The organism is Lactobacillus sp. wkB10 (assembly GCF_000760615.1).
GTDB classification, from domain to species: Bacteria; Bacillota; Bacilli; order Lactobacillales; family Lactobacillaceae; genus Lactobacillus; species Lactobacillus huangpiensis.
Genome location: NZ_JRJB01000003.1, coordinates 199,310 through 220,986 on the forward strand (window position 1 = coordinate 199,310; position 21,677 = coordinate 220,986).

Annotated in this window: 19 protein-coding genes; 8 read left to right on the forward strand and 11 right to left on the reverse strand. The window is 36.8% G+C overall.

Features of this window, described 5'->3' with window-relative positions; genetic code table 11:
• Positions 1-3: 3 nt before the first annotated feature.
• Both LACWKB10_RS03270 and LACWKB10_RS03275 read right to left on the reverse strand, forming a co-directional pair.
• Entirely contained in the window at positions 4-696 is a 693-nt protein-coding gene (locus LACWKB10_RS03270) for a carboxymuconolactone decarboxylase family protein (protein ID WP_034978706.1), read from the reverse strand.
• A gap of 102 nt (positions 697-798) precedes the next feature.
• Positions 799-1,680, reverse strand: coding sequence for a LysR family transcriptional regulator (locus tag LACWKB10_RS03275; protein ID WP_034978707.1), 882 nt, complete (start codon positions 1,678-1,680; stop codon positions 799-801).
• Positions 1,681-1,993: 313 nt separating this feature from the next.
• Between LACWKB10_RS03275 and LACWKB10_RS03280 the strand changes: the two genes are divergently transcribed.
• Positions 1,994-2,347 carry a MerR family transcriptional regulator gene (locus LACWKB10_RS03280; RefSeq protein WP_034978708.1) on the forward strand — a complete coding sequence of 118 codons (354 nt, stop codon included), beginning with the start codon at positions 1,994-1,996 and terminating at the stop codon, positions 2,345-2,347.
• A 13-nt stretch (positions 2,348-2,360) separates the two neighbouring features.
• On the opposite strand, the gene LACWKB10_RS03285 is transcribed toward LACWKB10_RS03280, so the two are convergent.
• Entirely contained in the window at positions 2,361-3,227 is an 867-nt protein-coding gene (locus LACWKB10_RS03285) for an alpha/beta hydrolase (RefSeq protein WP_034978709.1), read from the reverse strand.
• 35 nt (positions 3,228-3,262) lie between these two features.
• Positions 3,263-5,008, reverse strand: a complete 1,746-nt coding sequence (locus LACWKB10_RS03290) for a 1-deoxy-D-xylulose-5-phosphate synthase (protein WP_034978710.1) — start codon at positions 5,006-5,008, stop codon at positions 3,263-3,265.
• Between the two features lie 257 nt (positions 5,009-5,265).
• On the opposite strand from LACWKB10_RS03290, the gene LACWKB10_RS03295 reads away from it, so the two are divergent.
• The gene (locus LACWKB10_RS03295; RefSeq protein WP_034978711.1) at positions 5,266-6,117 is read left to right on the forward strand and encodes a helix-turn-helix domain-containing protein; all 852 of its coding nucleotides are present in this window, start codon (positions 5,266-5,268) and stop codon (positions 6,115-6,117) included.
• A 77-nt stretch (positions 6,118-6,194) separates the two neighbouring features.
• Positions 6,195-7,058, forward strand: coding sequence for an NAD(P)-dependent oxidoreductase (locus tag LACWKB10_RS03300; RefSeq protein WP_034978713.1), 864 nt, complete (start codon positions 6,195-6,197; stop codon positions 7,056-7,058).
• Positions 7,059-7,135: 77 nt separating this feature from the next.
• On the opposite strand, the gene LACWKB10_RS03305 is transcribed toward LACWKB10_RS03300, so the two are convergent.
• The 5 genes from LACWKB10_RS03305 to nrdJ form a co-directional block, all read right to left on the reverse strand.
• Entirely contained in the window at positions 7,136-7,678 is a 543-nt protein-coding gene (locus LACWKB10_RS03305) for a cob(I)yrinic acid a,c-diamide adenosyltransferase (RefSeq protein ID WP_034978714.1), read from the reverse strand.
• On the reverse strand, positions 7,675-8,193 hold the full coding sequence (locus LACWKB10_RS03310) for an ECF transporter S component (protein ID WP_034978715.1): 519 nt from the start codon (positions 8,191-8,193) through the stop codon (positions 7,675-7,677). Before LACWKB10_RS03310 ends, LACWKB10_RS03305 begins: the two co-directional genes overlap by 4 nt.
• A gap of 8 nt (positions 8,194-8,201) precedes the next feature.
• On the reverse strand, positions 8,202-8,594 hold the full coding sequence (locus LACWKB10_RS03315; protein WP_034978716.1) for a DUF4430 domain-containing protein: 393 nt from the start codon (positions 8,592-8,594) through the stop codon (positions 8,202-8,204).
• 75 nt (positions 8,595-8,669) lie between these two features.
• Positions 8,670-9,056 (reverse strand): DUF4430 domain-containing protein, encoded by a 387-nt coding sequence (locus tag LACWKB10_RS03320; RefSeq protein ID WP_034978717.1) that lies wholly within the window; start codon positions 9,054-9,056, stop codon positions 8,670-8,672.
• A gap of 36 nt (positions 9,057-9,092) precedes the next feature.
• Positions 9,093-11,327: a ribonucleoside-triphosphate reductase, adenosylcobalamin-dependent gene (gene nrdJ / locus LACWKB10_RS03325; RefSeq protein WP_034978718.1), complete on the reverse strand. Its 2,235-nt coding sequence runs from the start codon at positions 11,325-11,327 to the stop codon at positions 9,093-9,095.
• A 636-nt stretch (positions 11,328-11,963) separates the two neighbouring features.
• On the opposite strand from nrdJ, the gene LACWKB10_RS03335 reads away from it, so the two are divergent.
• The 3 genes from LACWKB10_RS03335 to proC all read left to right on the forward strand — a co-directional run bounded on the left by LACWKB10_RS03335 (position 11,964) and on the right by proC (position 14,383).
• Positions 11,964-12,674: a YjjG family noncanonical pyrimidine nucleotidase gene (locus LACWKB10_RS03335; RefSeq protein WP_034978721.1), complete on the forward strand. Its 711-nt coding sequence runs from the start codon at positions 11,964-11,966 to the stop codon at positions 12,672-12,674.
• Between the two features lie 64 nt (positions 12,675-12,738).
• Positions 12,739-13,602, forward strand: coding sequence for an aldo/keto reductase (locus tag LACWKB10_RS03340; RefSeq protein WP_034978723.1), 864 nt, complete (start codon positions 12,739-12,741; stop codon positions 13,600-13,602).
• A 13-nt stretch (positions 13,603-13,615) separates the two neighbouring features.
• The gene (gene proC, locus LACWKB10_RS03345; protein ID WP_034978725.1) at positions 13,616-14,383 is read left to right on the forward strand and encodes a pyrroline-5-carboxylate reductase; all 768 of its coding nucleotides are present in this window, start codon (positions 13,616-13,618) and stop codon (positions 14,381-14,383) included.
• A gap of 88 nt (positions 14,384-14,471) precedes the next feature.
• On the opposite strand, the gene LACWKB10_RS03350 is transcribed toward proC, so the two are convergent.
• The gene (locus tag LACWKB10_RS03350) at positions 14,472-15,482 is read right to left on the reverse strand and encodes a D-2-hydroxyacid dehydrogenase (RefSeq protein ID WP_034978727.1); all 1,011 of its coding nucleotides are present in this window, start codon (positions 15,480-15,482) and stop codon (positions 14,472-14,474) included.
• A 326-nt stretch (positions 15,483-15,808) separates the two neighbouring features.
• Between LACWKB10_RS03350 and LACWKB10_RS03355 the strand changes: the two genes are divergently transcribed.
• Together LACWKB10_RS03355 and LACWKB10_RS03360 are read left to right on the forward strand one after the other, a co-directional pair.
• The gene (locus LACWKB10_RS03355) at positions 15,809-16,636 is read left to right on the forward strand and encodes an exodeoxyribonuclease III (RefSeq protein WP_034978729.1); all 828 of its coding nucleotides are present in this window, start codon (positions 15,809-15,811) and stop codon (positions 16,634-16,636) included.
• 73 nt (positions 16,637-16,709) lie between these two features.
• A complete protein-coding gene (locus LACWKB10_RS03360) occupies positions 16,710-19,550 on the forward strand; it encodes a DUF3427 domain-containing protein (RefSeq protein WP_034978730.1) in 2,841 nt (946 codons plus the stop codon).
• 517 nt (positions 19,551-20,067) lie between these two features.
• Here LACWKB10_RS03360 and LACWKB10_RS03365 read toward each other — a convergent pair.
• On the reverse strand, positions 20,068-21,174 hold the full coding sequence (locus LACWKB10_RS03365; protein WP_034978761.1) for a serine hydrolase domain-containing protein: 1,107 nt from the start codon (positions 21,172-21,174) through the stop codon (positions 20,068-20,070).
• Positions 21,175-21,677: the final 503 nt, after the last annotated feature.

Sequence of the window (21,677 nt, forward strand, 5' to 3'; positions counted from 1 at the left end):
TTGTTACTCTTTTCCTTTCATTTGTTCTGCTGCTTGATGAATAACTTGTACGCTGTTAATAACAAAAGGAAAGCCAATATAGGGCAGTAATTGAATTGTTGACCAAATCAGTTCACTTTCACTGTTGCCGGCTTTCAGACTGCCACGAGCATGTGCTTTAATCTGAAAGTCTACATTCATGGTAATTAATGCCAGCAACTCATAGCGTTCTCTGTCGCGAACATCTAATTCTTGGCGTTTATAAAAATCTTTGAAAAAGTGTTCCGTTAAAGCATGCGGAATGAAACTGCCGGCTTCATCAGGCAAGTCATGCAATAATGTTTTTATTTCAGTACCATAAAGCTTTTCTTGTGCTTTTGCACCATAATTTGGATCTGATTCAATCTGCGGGGAGTTTAATACTATCTTTCGTTGAGTAAAAACATTTTGCACTTGCTCTAAAGCTTGTTCAACTTTTAGTGTTCCAATCACAGGAGCTAATTGAAATAGCATTTCTAATAAAACTTCTGGTTTTATTTTAGCATCCAAAATTTTTGTCACTTGGTCGGGAATAGCAACCGATACTCCTTGCACCGTGCTGGCGATTAATGGTATTAATACCCGATCTTTTTGTAAATGCTTTGCGCAATTACGTTCTACATCCGCTACATAGTTTTCAATCAAGTCCTGAAATTGATTGGCAATACGTTTATTCATCAAAATCCTCTTTTTATCTGTTTTAGTAAATCATAAGCTCGTTTAAAGCAGTTGTATAATACTTTTTATTCATTAACTGTAATAAGTTTTTTTCATAAAATTTTATTTTTTATAAATTGATTCCTGCAATAATTTTAAAAATAGTTCTGCGACGGGTGATAAATTAACACCGTGTTTCCAAACTACTTTGATAGCTTGATGCAGCTCTGGCTGTAATTTTCTGAATGTAATGCCCGAGCCTTTAGATGTATCAGCTAATTTATCTAGAGTAAGCATTAATGCGGCATGATTTTTAACCATCAAAGTACCGTTAAAATTTAAATTATAGCTGCCAATAAAATTGACTGAATCATAGTAATTTCCTAGCCAGTTTTGAAAAAGGTGCATTTTTTGCGCTTGCTGCGAATTTAGCAGTGTCCTGCCTTGTAAGTCTGCTGGCCTGATCACTGTCTTTTTTACCAAAAGGTCATCATTGGGCATTAAAATTCCCCAAGTATCTTTTTCAGGCAGTGTTAGAGAAGCATAATTTCCTAAAGGAACATCTCCGATAATAACTGCAAAATCAACTGTCCCATTATTTAATTTGCGCTCGGCATAACTATAGTCACCGCTTAATAAGTGAATTTTCACGGAGGGATGTTCCTTGATAATGTTGCTGATCACATTTATTACTCGTTGCATACCGATGCTTTCACCCGCAGCAATGGTCAAATCACCACTGACAAAAGAATCTTTTTCGATATTTCTTTTAGTTTTGGCAGTTAATTCCAATATCTCTTGTGCCTGTTCTAATAAGTAATGTCCTGCTGGAGTTAACGCCAAGCGCCGTGACTTACGGCTAAATAATTTAACGCCAAGTTCGTCTTCCAGATCAGCGATTTGCCTTGATAACGCTGGTTGAGAGATAAGCAGCTTTTTGGCAGCACGAGTCATATTGCCTTCTTGGGCAACAGCTACAAAATAATTCAAAACTCTTAATTCCATGTTATCCTTCCTGTCTTTAACAAAAAGACTTTAATGCAAGTAAGTTATAACTGTTCATGTTTAATAAGTATTTTACATAATAATAGATGTGATTAAAATTTTAAGTGTTAGGTAAAATAAGATAATTTTTATTTATACCAAAATTAGCGGTCTAAGAATTTATATATAAAAAGCACCTATAATGTTATTATAGGCTACTTTTTAACGATATTAGGCTTAAAAACGAGTAAAATTGCTGCAATCAGCCTAATATATTTTTTTAGATAAGACTTAAACTTAGATCTAAGTTTAATTACCGGAAAGAAGAACAATAATGAAAATATCAGAAGTGGCTGAAAAAGTAGAATTAACCCCTGTAACACTCAGATATTATGAAAAAATGGGTCTGATACCTGAAGTCAAAAAAGAGCACGGGGTTAGAAACTATGAGGAAAAAGATCTTACCTGGATTAGTTTTATTAAATGTATGCGGCAGGTAAAAATCCCAGTGAAAGATTTACTTGAATATACCGAATTATTGCAACAAGGCAGTGATACCAAGAAACCCAGACGGCAAATTTTAGTCAAGGAGTTGCATAGGTTAGAAAAACAAGATCAGAACATCCAGGCTACAATTGTTCGTTTAAAAAATAAGATTAGTTTGTACGACCAAGGCAAAATACAGTAAACTAGGTTGCTACTTACCATAAAAAGTTGACTAACAAGCGATCAACTTGTGTATTTTCATGTAATTTACTGTGTTGAGCTTTAGATCCACGTATTTCTTTTTCCTGATATGAGCGGGCGCGTTTACCGACTAAGTAACGATAAGAACGAGCTGAGTTAACGGTGACGTCACCATCACTGCCAGTGCCAGTATCACCAAAAATATTTAAAACCACTGCGTTTTGAGGGAAATTTTTTCTTAAACTTAAAAGTTCCTGGTAGCCTGCACTCATTTTCTGCGGTTTGCCAGCGCGATTTAAGACAGTTTTATTTGGTGCCCCTTGTTCTCCAATATAACCGTTATAATGGCCGGCAATCGAAACCTGCTTATTTAGATGAGGCATGTGCGAATTAGTCGCATTATTGTGTAAGTAATAGGCAATTTGTAGATTGCCCATCGAATGTCCTACTAAGTTAATTCGCTTAAAGTGATACCTTTTTTGCAGTGCAATGATCACGTCTTTAATATAATTGCTGCTCTTGTTCATAGCAGCAATTTGATTATTTGTTCCAGCAAAAATGCTCTTATTATTTTGGAGGTTGACTTCAACTACCGGGTTCTTGGCCCGCTTTTTTATTGTCCCTATTAAAGTAACTTTACCGTTAGGATTAACATCAGCACGAATAACAGAATTAGTAGCATGCTGTTTTTGGGCATAAGCGACCATACTTTCTTCAGCATGGTAACTGCTGCCCCAGCCATGTACAAAAAGTGTTGGCGTATCGATGCGAATGCTGGCACCATTTTCTTTTTGGTAATTATTTTTTAAAAAGTAAATTCCTAATAGCAGTATGACTATTATTAATGTACTAAAAAGAATGGCCTTACGTTTTCTAGTCATTATTAATCAGCTCCTACTGTAGCCATCGTTTGCAATTACAAAAGCTGTTGCACATCCGCCACAATTTGATCAGCAGTTAAATGATTTTGCTGGTAAATTTCTTTAACTGGAGTTTGGTCAGTATAAACGCGCTTTTGGCCGTAATTGAGTACTTTAACTTTAGTTTTTCCAAGGTAGGATGCCACTTTTTGCCCAAAACCACCATCTAACGAATTATCCTCAAGCGTAACAATTACTCGATGATTGACTGCTAATTCGTCTAAGGCTTGTTTGTCCAAAATATTAGCAGAGAGTGGATTAACTAGGGTAGCGCCTAATTTAGTTGCCACGTCTTTACCTAATTGATAAAAATCTCCTAGCGCTAAAACTGCCACATCTTTACCTAGTTTAACTTGATACTTAATTTCTGAACAATCAGTCGCTACTGTTTGTTCGTCTGAATCTGGTACATTGGCCGGCATTTTAATAGCAACGGGGTGTTTTCTTTGGCTAATTGCCCACTTAATCATTGCTTTTTCTTCTTCTAACGTAGTGGGAGCCAGGTAAATCCAATTAGGTAAATTAGAAATCATTACTTGGTCAAAGATTCCCAAGTGCGTCTTAGATTGATTAGAGATTCTGCCACCAGCTACCAGCATTACAACTGGCAGGTTATTGGCAGCTGTATCGTGAGAAAGTTGGTCAAAAGCACGCTGTAGGAAAGTAGAATTTTCCATTAAAACTGGAATGCCACCTTCTTTAGCAAAACCAGTGGCAAAAGCAACAGACTCTTGTTCAGCAATACCAACGTCAGTGTAATGATCTGGAAATTCGTTTTTAAAATCATCAAGGTCAAAGACACCCGGGATGGCTGCATCTATGGCCATTATATTCTTTCCTGCTTTAATCTCATTTTTAATCACATCAAGAGCAACTGAATTGGGAGTAGAACCCTGACTTTCTGGAGCAAGTGGCTGATCGTTTTCTAAATTAAACGGTGAGACCCAGTGGTGAGCTTCTTCATCAAGAACTGCGGGCTTATAGCCTTTGCCTTTAAGAGTATTAATGTGTAATAAAATTGGATGATCAATATCTTTGACCGCTTTAAAAGCGACAATCATATCAGTAAGGTTATTACCGTCTGCGACATAGCGGTAATCAAAGCCCATAGCTGTAAACGGATTTTCAGCAGTCTGGCCATTTGTGTCTCGTAATTTTTTCAAAGCAGTTACTAAGCCGCCAACATTTTCATCAATTGACCACTGATTATCATTAACTACGACTACCAAGTTATGCTTTTCAATTGCGGCATTGTTTAAACCTTCAAAGGCCAGTCCGCCAGTCATGGAACCATCACCAATTAAAGCCATAATGTTTTCATGGTTGCCCATTAAGTCTCGCGCTTTAGCCATTCCTGTTGCTAGAGCAATAGATGTTGAAGTGTGACCGATTGAGTAATAATCATAAGGACTTTCATCAGGGTTGGTATATGGGGTAACGTCTTCATAGTGGTCAGGATCAAGCCAAGCCTGTGCCCGTCCTGTTAACATTTTATGTGGGTAGGTTTGGTGCGAAACGTCCCAAATAATTTTATCTTGTGGAGCATTAAAGACGTAATGATAGGCAATTGTAGCCTCCACAATCCCTAAATCGGGACCAAGGTGTCCGCCTTCAGCTGCATCTTTTTCTACAATTAAAGTTCTGATTTCCTGGGCTAATTTTTCCATTTCAGGGATGCTTAATTTTTTAAGATCCTTTGGTCCGGCAATTTGGTTTAGTAAAAAATCTTCATGTTTGTTCATTATCAAGTGCCTCCTGCACTAATTTATTCAATCTTTATTAATAATTATAAAATACTTTCCTATAAGAGTGAGCTAGCAATTGGGTAAATTGCTCTCACCTGCAACGTAAAATTTTATAATTGTAAAAATTGTAGTACTTAAAGTTAAGGTTAAGTCAAACAGCAAACTAAAATTTTTTATTTAAAAAGAACTTGATACCATTTAAACTATAATTATTGAGTAAGTCGCAAAACACGAAAACTAGTTAAGGAATCAAAATGACAATCGGAGAACTACTAAAAGAATTTCGTATTAGAAATTTAAAAACGCAAAAAGAGTGGACAGCTGGAATTGTTAGTCCTTCTTATTATTCAAAAGTAGAAAAAGGGATTCACCGCATTACTGCAGAAGATTTGTTGGCAATTCTAACTGCTAATCAGATTAAGCCATGGGATTTTTTTAGTAAATTAAGTCCAGATCAAGCTCAAGATAATGCGGCTAGTTTTATAGAAGATGAAGTAAACAGCGCGTATTATCAAAATGACATTCAGAAAATTAGACAAATCAGGCAGTATGTAGCAGATGGTGATTTCAAAGATCAAGAAAAAATGCTCTTGCTGATTGACTTTGAATTAGCTGATGCGGAAAATAAGGTGGCAGATTTAAGTGAAGTTAAAAAGAATAAATTAAAAAGCTGGCTCTTTGATCAAAATGATTTTGACGAAAAAGCATTGCGGATCTATATTAATTTGATTCCTATTTATGATTTGAAAAGCAATTTGCTAATAGGTAAAAAGGTAGTTGAAAAATTAAAGAACGTTTCAAAGCCGCGCCAGCAAGAAGAACTATTAGGAGTGATTTGTAATCTCTTAATGATCTGCATTGAACAACAGGCTTATAATGAAGCGCGTTATTTTGTTAAAGCTGCTAAAAACGTTAAGACGAGGCCTGAATTGTTTTTCTTAAAAAATGTATTAGTATTGCTGGAAAATATGATCAGCTATCATTTTGAGCATAAGTCAGAATATTTATCTAAGTGCAAATGGGCTGTTAAAAATTTTACATTGCTGGGGATGCCGGAATATGGTGAACAAATAAAAATATTTTTTAATGAAAACCTAAATAAATAAAAAACTTGCTTATTAAAGATAAGTTAGTGGTATGATTAAGTTGTCGAGAAAACGCTTTTATAAGGGAGATGTTGATGATGAAAATAGGTTTTATTGGCACTGGCGTAATGGGCAATGCAATTTGTCTAAATTTGTTGAAGGCCGGTCATCAGTTATGGGTCTATAACCGGACAAAAAGCAAGACGGATAATTTAGTTGCTCAAGGTGCTACTTGGTGTGAAAATCCTAAAGCTGTTGTTGAACATGCAGACACGATTTTTACAATTGTAGGTTTTCCGAAAGATGTTGAACAAGTTTATTTCGGCGATAACGGCATTTTGCAGGCTGATGTCAAAGGCAAAAACCTGGTTGATATGACAACCTCAAAACCAGCTTTAGCACAAAAAATATTTGCTGCAGGTGAAAAGCAGGGCGCTAAAGTATTGGATGCTCCTGTTTCTGGTGGTGACCTGGGCGCTAAAAATGGTACTTTAACCATCATGGTTGGAGGAGATGAATTTGCTTATCAAAACTTGGAACCTGTTTTTAAGGATTTTGGAAAGCAAGTTCACTATTTTGGACCAGCTGGTGCAGGTCAGAATACCAAAATGGCAAACCAGATTATGATTGCAGGTACGATGACTGGTATGACAGAAATGCTGGTTTATGCTAAAAAGGCAGGACTTGATTTGGAAGCGGTCCTCAAAACTGTCGGTGCGGGTAGTGCTGCTAACTGGAGTTTAAGTAATTACGGTCCGAGAGTTTTAAAAGGGGACTATACCCCAGGATTTTTCAGTAAACATTTTTTGAAAGATTTACGCATTGCTTTGGAGACGGCTAAAGAAATGAAAATTGAATTGCCTGCCACTGAAGAAGCTAAAAGACTGTATGAGACTTTGGTTGATGAAAAGCATTTAGGCGACCTGGGTACACAGGGATTGATCAAACTATGGTGGCAGTAAAGTATTAATTTTAAATAAACTAAAAACGGAGTAGTTTCTTAATTTGAAACCACTCCGCTTTTTTAATATGAGTAAGCTTATTTGATTTTACTTTTGACCTCTGGCACACCATCTAATACGTTGGCATAGCGTGCTAAGATAAATAGATAATCTGATAGGCGATTGATATATTTTAAACAAGCAGGAGCAAGCTTTTGCTCCTCAGCGTTCAATTTTGCCATCGAACGTTCTGCTCGTCTGGCAACTGTACGTGCATAATGTAAATGAGTTGCAGTAACCGAACCGCCAGGTAGAATGAAATGGGTTGTTTTAGGAATTTGTTTATTGAGGTCATCAATTTGTTTTTCCAGATTTTCTACTTTTTCTGTCGTAATTTCTTCATGCCTTTTGACAACAATATCACTTTCAAGTTCATATAAGTCACGTTGCAAATCTTGTAAAGGATCATGCAATTTTTGACATTTGGCAGACAAATTGGCAATTACAACGCCTAGATATGAATCAAGTTCGTCAATATCACCAACGGCAACAATTTGCAGGTCATATTTAGGAACCATTTTGCCAGTAACCTGTTTAGTGAAGCCTTGGTCGCCCACCTTAGTATAGATTTTAATTGTCATAAAAGCCTCCGTTTGTAATGATCAAGTGCAATGTTCAGTGGCTTGTATAAAATGGGATAAAATACTAAATCACCGACTGCATGATAAGTATCAAATACCAGACTACCGGCCCAGTATGCTAAAAATGCATTAAAACCACCGAAAATAGACATACCAAAGTCAACGAAGCAGCCGTATTCCCAGCCAAGAAAAGCAGCTAGAATTAGTTGCAAGGTAAAGTGCTTCTTAAGCGGCGTAAATTTACCCAGCAAAGCAACGGTTAAAACGCAACCGCCATAAGCCAAAACTTGTGACACAGTCCAGATGCCAAAGCCTAAATAGATGTTGGAGACTACCATGGTTAAAAGGGCTAGGGCAAATCCAAATCCAAAACCGATATTCAAAGTTACAATCATTAAGATATCGGTTACCGGCTGGACATTCGGCACAGGAATTATTTTAAAAATTCTCAGTGCTACACACATTGCCGTTAAAATGGCTAACAGTGCTAACTTTTTAGTTGAATTACGTACCATAGCAAACTTTAAAAGCTAGTTTTTGCTAAAGTAAATTTAACCTTGTCTTTATTTGCCAATTTTTGAATTGCTGCGCCTTTTTGAGCGAACTTACCATTAATTCTGTAGGTCCAATAGATTTTTTTACTTGGATTTTGGCTCTTGCCAGCAATAGAAGTAATAAAACCATTAGTACTCTTTACTTTCCAACATTTCTTTAAACCGCGCATTACTGTTGAGTGCTTAGGCAATTTAACAGTCTTCTTTTTGTAAGTCTTGTTGTGTACTTTCAGAGTATAAGTAACTTTAATCTTGCTGCTGGCATCAACCTGTTGGACGTTTTGGGTTGTTTCAAGACCTGCAAACGTAAAGGTAAAAATAGTGGCAATTCCGGTTAAAACAGATAATTTGCTTTTTTTCATATAAAAACTCCCAATCTATAAATTTTTTGTGCAAGCACTAAAATATTTCGTACTTAGTCGCTTGCACGGACTTTTTTATTTCATTTTTGCTAAAGTGAATTTTACTTTATCGTTACTTGCGACTTTTTGCTGGTTAGCACCTTTGGTAGCGTATTTTCCGTTAACGGTGTAAGTCCAGTATATTTTCTTTTTGGCATTTTGCTTTTTACCATCAATTGCAGTAATAAACCCTTTATTGCTGTCTACTTTCCAGGCCTTTTTCAGACCAGTCATAACAGTAGACTTTTTAGGAACTTTAACTGTCTTTTTTTCTGTATCTTTTTTCGTAGCTAAAACATAGCTAACAGAAATATTATTGTTTGCTTTAGGTTTTTGCTGGGTCTGATTGTTCTGACAACCGGATAAAGTAAAGGCAAAAATGGCTGCAACACTGGTAACAATTGGTAACTTGCTTTTTTTCATGATTAAAATTTCGCCTACTTAAATTATTTAAATAATTTATTTAACAGGACATGCACCGGATTCACAATCGGTTTGATCAACTAATTCCAAGTCTTTTTGATCATCATTTTGCTCAGCAAAAACTTGAGCGACATCGCCGGTAATCTGTGCTTTTCTTTCCTCGTATTTTTCTTTATCGATTGGCTCTTTTGGTGCTTGTTTGAGTGAACCGCCATAATATGGCAACAGTGAAGTTGACTTAATTACATGACGGTATTGTTTAAAGAGTGAAGTGATCTTGTCTCCTTCGTCACTTTGGAAAGTAACAGTGCAGCTGACGGCGTTGTCTGACCAGTAAGTTTGCAGAAATGCTTGCGTAGCAAATTGCTCTTCAATTGAAACAGTACCAGCCGAAGCAAAGTTTTTACTATCAGCGTGAGCAGCACGTAATGGAAATTCAACACAAGTTGTGTTTGGTGAGTAAATATCTGGCTCTGAGTAGTAACCGCAAGCGTCAAGTGCTTTGAGCAGCGGATCAGAAGCTTGGAACCTGATTCTTTGAATGAGATAACCGGCATAGTGGAAGTGCATTCCCTCAGAAGCTCCAGCCAGTTTGGCAACAGTACCTGAAGGTTTAACAGTTGTGTGCTTGATTGATTCGTTGCATTTTAAAGTCTTACTGTATTCTTTATCAGCATCGATGACGGCTTGGTAAGCATCAGTAACCATTTTAATTCCCTGAGGATCATAAATTGGCTTCTTAATCTTTGCACCAGTTTCTTCATCAATGCTGTCTTCAAAGCCGGTAACAACGCGGTGACCCAAGTCATTTAACAACCAGTCCTGGATACCTGACATTGAAACACCAATTCTCCTGTTCTTGGAAATGATGTTACGGGAAATTTCCCAGTCATAGTCGCTAAAGGTTACACGTTTTGCGTAGCGAGTCGCTAATCTGAAAACGTCTTTCAGATCCCAATTTTCTTGTTCTGCAATATATGGAAATACTTCGAACAGGTTGCAAGGTTCACCGTTACCCAGGGAAATTTCTCCACAAGGGTTAGTACCTTCAACATCACCGTCAATATCTTTTTGATAACCGTCAATGATCCGGCCGTAATTACGAGATAAGTCAAGGTTAACTATTCCAGGCTCACCGTTTTCTCTGATGCCGTTAGCAATTGGTTCATATTCATCAAAGTTAGAATCAATTGCCACACTGTTATTTGATGCCCAGCGGTGGTGGTAGAGTTTATCTTTATCCTGTTTCATAGCGATAAAGTCTTGATCAGTACTAGTGCCTAAAGCCAGTTCTGCTGATCTTCTTACGTTGCCGGCAACGACTGTTTTACCAATTAAGTTGCAAATGTCAGTACAATCAACAGAAGTTAAATTGTCACCGACCCGGTTGTTAATAATGTTGTTAATATCGAAAAACATTTCCACTAAAGGCATAGGACCAGAGGCTGTACCGCCAAAGCCGTGAATCTTAGCTCCGTAAGGACGAATTCTGCTGATGTCAAGTACTAGTTTCGTCTTATTTTCAGAATTGGTTTGGTTAAAGTGCACGTCGATTAAGCGAGCGTTAGCTAAAACCCAGCCTTCACGGGTATCGGGCAAATTATAATAAATATAATCTGATTTACCATCGTTTTGCTTGATCCATTCGTCTTTGTCCGTTGCACCCAGCTTAATTGAATCTGCGTATGAGGCACTCTTTTTGTTAATCACGACTGTCAAGTCAATTTTATTATCAACTGCAGGAATCTTTTTAATATTATCTTGGACAACAGAAAAGCCAACGCCGCCGCCTTTCATTGATTCGTCAAAAAGAAATGAAAAAGGCATTGAAACTGCTTCTTGATCTTGATTTAAATAATCTGGAACTATATGACTGTCACCGTATTTTTGCGGACGAATAGCTATGAACCAGCAATTATTCAAAGAGTCACCATTGCGCTTTTGGTAATCTGTACCAGAAACCCACAGATTACGACCAGAAGGCGTTGCGCCAAGGCCGTAAACTAGTTTAAATAAATTCTTAGCTTCGTTTGTTAATTCGTTGACTACTTCTTTTGAAGGAGAATCTTTGAGACGAGGGTCCAGATTAATATTCCCCTCAACTACGCGTTTAACCGTTTCGTCCCAATTTTCAGAACGATTTTTTTCAGGAAGCCATCTGGCATAGGTTCGTTTGTAAGTAACCCAGCCAAGCTCTCCCCAGTGGGGAGTGACATTTTGTTTCACTTGATCAATGTAACCCTGATCTAAGGTTATGCTCGTATTTTTCATATTCAAAGTTACTCCTTAAACTAGTAAATTGTTCCACAGACACATCATCTATGGCTACAGTTAGAACTATACCACAATATCTTGTATTTGCTAGAGCAAAGATTGCACACAAACACGAACAAAAGTCTTAACTTGATGTGCGAGTAAGCTATTGAGACTAAGAAAAAAATATATAGAATTCAAAGCAAGAAAAAAGCACAATAAGTTGAATCTAATACTTATTATGCTTGAATATATCTTTAATTTTTTAAGTTAAATTAATGCCTGACCGCAGCAAAGAAAAGGAAGATTAAACCTAGAAAAATGATTGCGGGAATAAATAGATGAATTAAGAAAAAGAAAGCAAGAGCACAAGCTAAAAGGAAAAACAGGATTTTGACAATCCCAATTCCCATTTTGACTAAAAGCCAAATGAGAAACAAAATCAATAATAATGTAAACATGCCCAATCACCCCTTTTGCTTAAATTAAAGGATATTATATCTTATTTCGTGAAATAGCAGTAGCAATGTAAGCAAAATTTAAAAATAGTTAATTATGTCCTTTATCAGTGAAATATTGTTATAATGAATCTCCACACTAATTTTAGTGAATACGCATTATATTCTTAGGAATATTTGGAGAGGAAGAAATTGCTTGCGTTATAAACAAATAATTTTTGATGTTGATGATACTTTGATTGACTTTGCTGCTACAGAAAGTTTTGCTTTGCATAGTCTCTTTAAAGCACATCATTGGCAGTTAACTGATGAGATGCAACGTGATTACCATGCATATAATCAAGGACTGTGGCGTAAGCTGGAACAAGGCAAGATCAATTATGATCAGCTCAGTAAGATGGCTTTTACTAATTTTATTAAAGAAAATTTGGGTATTGCAGTTGATGGCTTAGAAATAATGAATGAATATCGTTCGTATTTTGGCAAGGCTCATAAATTGTTGCCCGGCGTTGTGGATACTTTGCGTTATGCCCGTAAACAAAATTATTGCTTAACAGTCTTAAGTAACGGTGAGACCTTTATGCAGAGGCACCGATTGGAATTAGCGGGAATTAAGGATTATTTTTCCTTAATTGTGACATCGCAAGAAGCTGGTTTTGCTAAACCTGATACCCGGATTTTTGATTACTTTTTTGCTCACACCAATATTGGTCCTGAAGATACAGTCTTTTTTGGTGATGGACTGCAGTCAGACATATTAGGAGCAGAAAAATATGGTTTTGACAGCATTTGGTATAACCACCGCAGGCGCAAGAATAAGATGAATCTTCATCCGCTGTATGAAGTAACTACTTATCCGCAATTTGTAACTTTACTCAAAAGCGACTTTCAAAAACAGCTGCAGTAATTACTATCTTTTTCTGTAGAAGTATAGTTCAGTTCGGTATAATATTGGTGAGAGGTGAAAAATTATGACTAGTAAAATTCAATCTTTACATGACACTTATGAATTAAATAATGGCGTCAAAATACCAGTTATCGGACTGGGGACTTGGCAAACTCCTGATGGTGAAGTTGCTCAAAAAACCGTCGAGGATGCGCTAAGTCTTGGCTATCGCTTAATCGATACGGCTGCTGCCTACGGCAATGAGGAAAGTATTGGTCGGGGCATTAAATTAAGTGGGGTCAACAGGGGTGACTTATTTGTAACGACTAAGTTATGGAATGATCATCACGGTTACCAGAAAACTAAAGCTGCAATTGATGAAAGTTTAACTAAACTGGATTTAGATTATCTTGATTTGTACTTAATCCATTGGCCTAATCCGGCTCCAGTGCGTGATCACTGGGCTGAATTGAATGCGGAAAGTTGGCAGGCAATGGAAGAGGCAGTTCAAGCGGGAAAGATTCGTGCAATTGGCGTCTCCAACTTTAGACGTAAACACTTAGATGAACTTCTGAAAACTGCTAAGATTCGTCCTGCCGTTAATCAAATTTATCTTAACCCTAGTGATATGGAAGAAGACGTGACGGCTTATAATAAAGAACTTGGTATTCTGAGCGAAGCATATTCACCACTGGGCAGAGGTGGTTTGTTTGCTAATGACACGGTAGTTTCTATTGCGCAGAATTATGATAAGAGTCCGGCACAAGTTTTATTACGCTGGTCATTGCAACATGGTTTCGTTCCACTACCAAAATCAGTTCATCGCGAACGCCTTGAAGCTAATTTGCAGGTCTTTGACTTTACTATTACTGAGGCTGATATGGCAAAACTCGATGGTTTGCATGGGGCAGCCCAAGTGGCAAATGATCCAGATCAAACAGATTTTTAAAAGGTGATTGCTGATGAAAATTGGATTTATTGGAGCTGGTAAGATTGGCTCTGCGATTATTAAGGGCTTGTTAAATGCTCAAAATCCCAGTGAGGACATTTATGTCTTTAATGGTGGACGCCATCACACTGCTCAAAAAATGGCAGCTGAACTTCACTTAAGTTTGATTAATAATTATGAGGACTTTAATGCTTGTCAAGCAGTTATAGTAGCAGTAGGTGGTTCTGCCACTGAAACAATCATCAAAAATTTAGGTCAAAAATATCACGGCATTATTCTGTCAACTGGTGGTGGCGATCTGACTCAAATTAATCAAAAGTTGCCAGCAGAAACTTCTTTTGGCAAAATTGTGCCCAACACACCGGTACAAATCGGTGCCGGTATCACAGTCATCAGTTTTGTACCTGATGAAAAGCCGGCAGTAATCACTACTGTCAAAAACATTTTTACCCAAATGGGAACTGTTTACGTTGTACCTGAAAATTTGTTGGGCATATATGGTACTGTAGCTGGTTGCACACCTGCCTATGTTGATTTAATGGTTGAAGCTCTAAGTGATGCCGCAGTACAGAATGGAGTTAACCGAGCCGCATCATACGAAATCATTAACCAGATGCTTTTAGGCACAAGTAAGTTAGCACTTGCTAGTAAAAAATTGCCCGAGGAGCTAAAAGATGAAGTTACAACACCGGGCGGTTCGACAATTAGAGGCGTAACAAAACTTGAAGAAGAAGGGTTTAGGAACGCGCTGATTCAGGCAGTAAACGCTTCTGCTAATTAAAATAATCAATTAAAAAGACACCAGATAATTTTATCTGATGTCTTTTTTGACAATAAAGTGTATTTAAGAAGGGAAATAAGTTAAGAGACTAAAACTCTTTGTCTAAATCAACTGGAGTATCAGCTTTTTCACCCTTAATTAGCTTCAAGTTGTTGTCGAAAGCCTTGATAACCATGTTACGTACAGCATGAGTAGTGTAAAAGGCTGTATGTGGAGTTACCAAAACATTTGGCCGTGCAATCAAGTCAGCTAAACGTTTGTCAGGAAAGTCCTTACCACTGAAGTCACTGTTGAAAATACCAACTTCATTTTCGTAAGTATCCATTACGAAGCCAAAAACTTTACCTGAATCAAGACCGCGAACAATTGCATCCGTATCAACTAATGGTCCACGGGAAACGTTGACAATAACAACGCCATCCTTCATCTTCTTGATTGAATCATCGTTAATCATGTGAACATTTTCTGGAGTATCAGGAACGTGAAGTGAAATAACGTCAGACTTAGCGTAAAGTTCATCTAAGTCATCAACGTAGTAACCCTTCTTTTCTAATTCTGGGTTCTTGAAGATGTCGTAGGCAATAACCTTAGCGCCAAAGCCTTCCATAATTCTCATGAATACTTGACCAATATGACCAGTACCTACAACACCAACAGTTTGGTCACGTACTTCGCGACCAATTGTAGGTGCCCAGCGCAGATCATGCTTAGCAACTTTTTCGTCCATAACCTTGTCTTGGCGCAAAACTCTGGCAGCTTGGATAGCGGCGTGTTCAGCGATGGCATCTGGTGAATATACCGGAACATTAGTAATCTTAAAGCCTAATTCCTTAGCTTTCTTTAGGTCAATATTGTCAATACCAACGTTACGGATTGACCAGTTGTGAATACCTAATTTATCTAAAGCTTCAATAGTATCAGCCTTGTAATCTAGTTGCTGGTAAGTTACGACACCATCGGCACCTTTAGCTAATTCAGCTGTTTCAGGGGTGAGAAGTTGATCAGTAAAATCAACATCAACATCCTTGTGAGCTTCCTTCCATTCATGTACATATGGTTCTTCATCTTTACGAATGGCATAAGCATAAATTTTAGTCATAAAATCTAACCTCCAAAGATTATTATTGTTGTCTCTTGTGCTATTATACACTTGCTTAATCAGATTGAAAAATATAAAAATGTGAAAAAATTATTTTTTAAAAAATACTGCTATATCGGTAATCGCTTACATTTATGTTGCAAAAGGGATTATAGCAAAACAAAAAAATTACAAATATTTTTTGCTAAGGTAGTGAAAAATATAACAGCAAATTTAATGGCATTACGTGCAGGTTGGTAAAAAATAATACTGATAAAAATCATAGAAATTTTGAGTCCCTGTGAAAAAACTATATAATGAAAGAAATGATTAATAAGGAGAAGAAAATGATCTTAATTTCGTGGAATATTGATTCACTTAATGCAGCTTTAACAGGAACTTCCTCACGTGCCGTGGCAACACGCCAGGTTTTAGAAAAAATACATGCTCAAAATGCCGATATTGTCGCAATTCAAGAAACAAAATTGCGCTCAACTGGACCTACCAAAAAACACTTGGAAATATTAACCAAGGAATTTCCAGAATATGATATAGTATGGCGCTCATCAGAAGAACCAGCTCGTAAAGGATATGCCGGTACTATGTTTTTATACAAAAAAGAACTTAAGCCTAAAGTAACTTATCCTGTGATTGGTGCACCAGAGCCAATGGATCATGAAGGCAGAATTATTACTTTGGAGTTTCCAGAGTATTTTGTGACCCAGGTTTATACGCCAAATTCAGGTAATGGTCTAAAGCGCTTGAGTGAACGACAAGTATGGGATGAAAAATATATTGCATATTTGCAAAAGCTGGATCAGGAAAAACCGGTATTAGCTAGTGGAGATTATAATTGTGCTCATCATGAAATTGATCTAAAACATCCAGATACTAACCATCATTCTGCCGGTTTTACAGATGAAGAGCGAGCTGATTTTACTAAAATGCTTAAGGCCGGTTTCACAGATACCTTTAGAAAACTTAATGGCAACGTTGAAGGAGTTTACTCGTGGTGGGCTCAACGTGTAAGAACTGCTAAGGCTAATAATTCAGGCTGGAGAATTGATTATTGGCTGACGAGCAATAGAATTGCTGATAAGGTCAAGCGTTCTGAAATGATGGATACTGGAGAGCGTGCCGATCACTGCCCAATTTTATTGGAAATAGATTTATAAATAGTAGTAAAAAGAGATCCAAAGGGTTGGGTTTCTTTTTCTTTTGTGTAAAATAGCTTTGAGGTGATATTGAATGAATGAGCCTTTGCAGGATGCCATTCTTAACGGTTTGTATGATCCTATCTATCCAGGACATGAATTATTAGGACCAAAACTGTTGCAAAATAACAAACAGGAGAATATCTGGCTGACGCTGCGTCAAGAGCTTCTTAGCTGCCAAAGTTTTACCTGGGCAGTGGCCTTTATTACTCAGGATATGCTTGTTCCGTTTAAAGTAGTCATGGCTGATTTGGCTAAAAGAAATATTACGGGTACTTTAATTACAGGTGACTACTTAGGATTTAACAACCCTAAAGTTTTCCGTGAATTATTAAAAATTCCCAATTTAAGCGTTAAAATCACCTCTAAAAACGGTTTTCATGCTAAAGGCTATCTTTTTGAACACGAAGATTGGCAGACTTTAGTTATCGGCAGCGCTAATTTTACCCGGGCAGCTTTGCTCAGCAACTGTGAGTGGGCTTTGAAGATTAGCTCAAAGAATAATGCTACATTAACTGTGCAGATTGCCCAGCAGTTACGTGATTTAAAAAGAAACAGTATGCCCTTATCTGAAAGTTGGATAGCAGAATATGAACAAAATTGGGTAAAACCACAGTCGCAATCAGGGGCTCAGTTAAATGAAAAAGCTAAAATTGTACCTAATGAAATGCAAAAAGAAGCTTTGCATGAGTTAAAAGGACTAATTGATAGCGGACAAAAACGCGGTCTGGTAGTTTCAGCAACAGGAACAGGCAAAACGTATTTGGGAGCATTTGCAGTCAAAGACTTTAAGCCTCATAAATTTCTTTATGTTGTCCACCGCGAGCAAATTGCCAAAAAGGCTTTAAAAAGTTTTTACCAAGTGATTGGTGGCAAGTCATCTGATTATGGGCTATTAACAGGACATAAGCATCAGATTGACTGCAAATATGTTTTTGCTACAGTGCAAACTTTAAGCCAGACAGATATACTTGACAGCTTGGAGGCAACAACTTTCGATTACATTTTGATTGATGAGGCTCACCGGGCGGCTGCACCAAGTTATCAGCGTATTTTTGCCAAGTTTAAGCCACAATTTTGGCTGGGGATGACTGCTACGCCGGAAAGAATGGATGATCAGGATGTTTACCGCTTGTTTGATTATAATTTAGCCTATGAGATCCGTTTGCGTGAAGCACTGGAAGAAAAGATGCTTGCACCTTTTCATTATGTCGGCGTTGAGGACTATGAAGTAGATGGTGCAACGATTGACGAAACTACTAACTTGCGCAGACTGCTTGCGCCAGAGCGTGTTGATTATGTTTTAAAGCAGTTGGACTATTATGGCTACTGTGGTTCACAAGCCAAAGGGTTGGTTTTTTGCAGTCGCCAAGAAGAAGCGCGTAAATTAGCGCAGGCTTTTTCAGAACGTAAGCATCCAGCAGTTGCTTTAACTAATGAAGATAGTGAAAAAAGAAGACTGCAAGTTGTCAACCAGCTGGAACAGGGTAAAATTGATTACATTATTACCGTTGATCTTTTTAATGAAGGTATTGATATTCCAGCTTTAAATCAGATTATTATGTTGCGCAATACCCAGTCCAGCATTGTGTTTATCCAGCAGTTGGGACGCGGTTTGCGTAAATATCCTGGTAAAGATTATGTGACTATCATTGACTTTATTGGTAACTACAAAAATAATTATTTAATTCCGATTGCTTTAAATCAAGATGATAGTCGTTCGCAAGATAAGGCTCGTGAGGAAAGCATGCTTCCTAGCTTTATTGATGTTTCAACAATTAACTTCAGTCAAATTGCTTCTGCCCAAATTTTGGCTTCACTTGATAAGATTAAATTGGACAGCATCAAAGAATTACGTGAGTCTTATCAAGAACTAGCGCAAAAAATAGGACGTCCGCCTCTGTTATTTGATTTTTACCGTTATGGTTCAACCTCACCTATGGTTTTTGCGAATAACCATAGTCTTAAACATTATGGCGACTTCTTGATTAAAATGGGTGAACCTGTGAAGCTAAGTGATTATGAAGATGGCGTTTTGTCTTTTGTTACCAAGGAATTATTAAATGGGAAAAGACCACATGAACTAATACTATTGCAGCTGCTTTTAGAAAAAAACCAGGTTAGTCAAGAAGAGTTTGAACAGACCCTGCATGATTATGGTGCTTACGTTAATGAAAAGGTGCTGACTTCAGTAGAAGATATTCTTTCTTTGAACTTTTTTGACATCAAACAAGGCAAGACAACGAAAAAAGACCAGTATGGCGGTCAACCTCTTATAGTCAAAATTGATTTGTTTGACTATTCATTAGCACCAGTATTGGCACAATCTCTTAACCAAAATGAAACTTTTAGGAAATTATTTAGAGATGTGATTAAAACGGGTTTGGCACTTAATCAAGACTATGACAATCACAAACAATTTACTCTTTACCAGCAATACGATCGTAAAGATGTTTGTCGGTTGTTAAACTGGCCTAAAGATGTTTCCGCACCTATGTATGGCTATCGTGTAGACGAAAACGAAACGCCTATTTTTATTACTTATCAAAAAGATTCGACTAAAAAGCGCAATGCTTTGTACCATAATACGCTAGAAGACGGTCGCTGTTTGCGTTGGTATACGAGATCGCCCCGTCATCTAGAATCAGATGAAGTTCAGAGACTGCTTGATACTCCTCAAATGAAATTATTGCTTTTTGTTAAGAAGAGTGATGCGATTGGCAAACAGTTTTACTATTTGGGACAGGTAGATATTCAAAAGGATACGGTCAAAGAAGAATTGCTGGGGCCAAAGAAAAAAGCAGCGGTAGGGATGAATTTGCTGCTGGAAAAGCCATTGAGTACAAAAATGTATGAGTTATTATTTGATGAATAAGGAAAAGTCTAAGAATTGAATTTCTTAGACTTTTTGTGTTCGCTATGGCGTTTCAAGAATTAGCTATCGTAGATTTTCTGCTTAGTAAAGTAGGCAAAAAACATAAAATTTAAATAAGTGTTCATAAAAAGGAGGCAACAAAATGGCAGAACGTAATCTTAAAAATACAGATCAAAATAAAGCAATTCATGCTATTCACTAAGAACATTGAATTAATCAAGTTGTTTTACCAATTGTGGCTCTTTATGTAGTTTTTTTAATGTGGACAGTACTAACTGATTTTTAGTTTGTTTCTTAAAACTGTTACAGTTGCACTTTTTGTTACACTTGTCTATTTTGTTATCTCCGATACTTTGTATTTACGTGACAAAATGAAGAAGAAACGTAAAAGATAGTTTTTGATATTCAATGTTAAAAGTATAAAAAAGGGCTAATAAATCACATTGACAAATGCTGATTTATTAGCTCTTTTGATGTATAAATAGGAAATCACTTTAACTAATTTTTTGATAAAAATTTAGCGTTCTACAAAAGTATTAGGCTTGATACGCTTCAGGATTTCATATCCCACATCTTTTTGATCGTTTTCATTATCGTTAGTTTGGTTTAAAAACATAACAATTCCGTTTTGATTATCGGCAGTTAATTGCACCCAGGTGCCAAAATGTTGTCCCTTAAAACTGCCATAGGCGTTCCTAATATTATCATTATTGTATAAATACATTCCGCCTGAATAATTAACTACTTTGCTTTTTAGGTGGGTTAAATAATAGAAATCGTCTTTATTTAAGATTGAACCGTCTGTTAAGCCTACCTGAATTTTGTAATATTCTGCAGGAGTAGAAAACAAGTTACCAGCGCCAGGAATTTGTGAAACTAAGCTTTTCTTGAGATAAGTCGCTTTTTGATAGTTCTTGCTTCCGTTTGAATAGTATGAAATTGGATCGGTCATTTTTTTAGGGATGTTTTGGTAAAGATAAGTATTTTTTAAATTTAGCTTATCAATAATGCGGGTTTGCAAGTTATCTTCGTAAGATTTGCCTGTAACTTGCCTAATGATACCGGTAAGTAAAATATAGTTACTATTATTGTAGTGATAATTACCTATTGTGTCAGATGCTGAGGCATTAATATTATTGACTACCCAGTTAATAGCATTGTTTTCTGAATAATTATAGCCTCTGTCTATTTCTGTTTTAGTAGCCATAATTCCTGAAGTATGAGTCAGCAGATTGCCTACGGTAATATTATCGGCATTCTTGAGGTTAGGGTACCAGCGAGATATTTTGGTGTATTGAGTAAATTCGTCTTTGGTACCCTTGGTTTCATTAATTAGTTGAACTATCATCGCACCAGTAATTACTTTTTGTAGTGAAGCGGTGGGATAAACAATTTTGCTGCTGCCGTTACCAATTCTTTTGCCATACCAGGCATAACCGTAGCTGATTGTTTGTGGAACACCATTTTGTACTACTGTGACTATGCCACGAACATTATGCTTTTTAAAAGTATCTCTAACAAAATTGTACATTTCAGTCTGCTTATTATTAGTGGCAGTTGCTGCACTAACCTGACTGCTTGCAGTAACTAAAGGTGAGGCAGCAATAACTAGGGAAGCCACCATTGTAATAAATTTATGCTTCAAAATAATTCTTTTCTCCTTAAAATATAGTAGTATTATAAGACTTTAAAATTAATTTGGGGAATACGAAAAGATTAAATTTAGATAACGTTTGTAATTCGCCTGAAAACACTTTGTTTTATTATGACACTGAAAAGTAGTGCTTTTAACCATTTAAAACTTCACAAAAGAATACAAAAGGTAATGTGAATGAAATATTTGGAGAAAGAGGTTTTACTTTTTCTTAAAAGTGCTAGATAGTTAAGGCTTTTTGGATTTAACAGAAAAAATGATAAAAAAGACTTGCAAAAGGCAAAAATAATTGCTAGTATTAATAACTGTCGTCGGGCAATGAGCCGCAAGGCAGGAGGCCTAAGAGGCAGCGCAAAAAAACGAGCAAAAGCAGTTGACAAAAGCAAGCTGTTTTAGTAAGATAATAAACGCTGTCAGGGAAGACGGCGAAAAGGTACCAGAAAAAAGTGCTTGACAAAAGGGACTGAATCTGG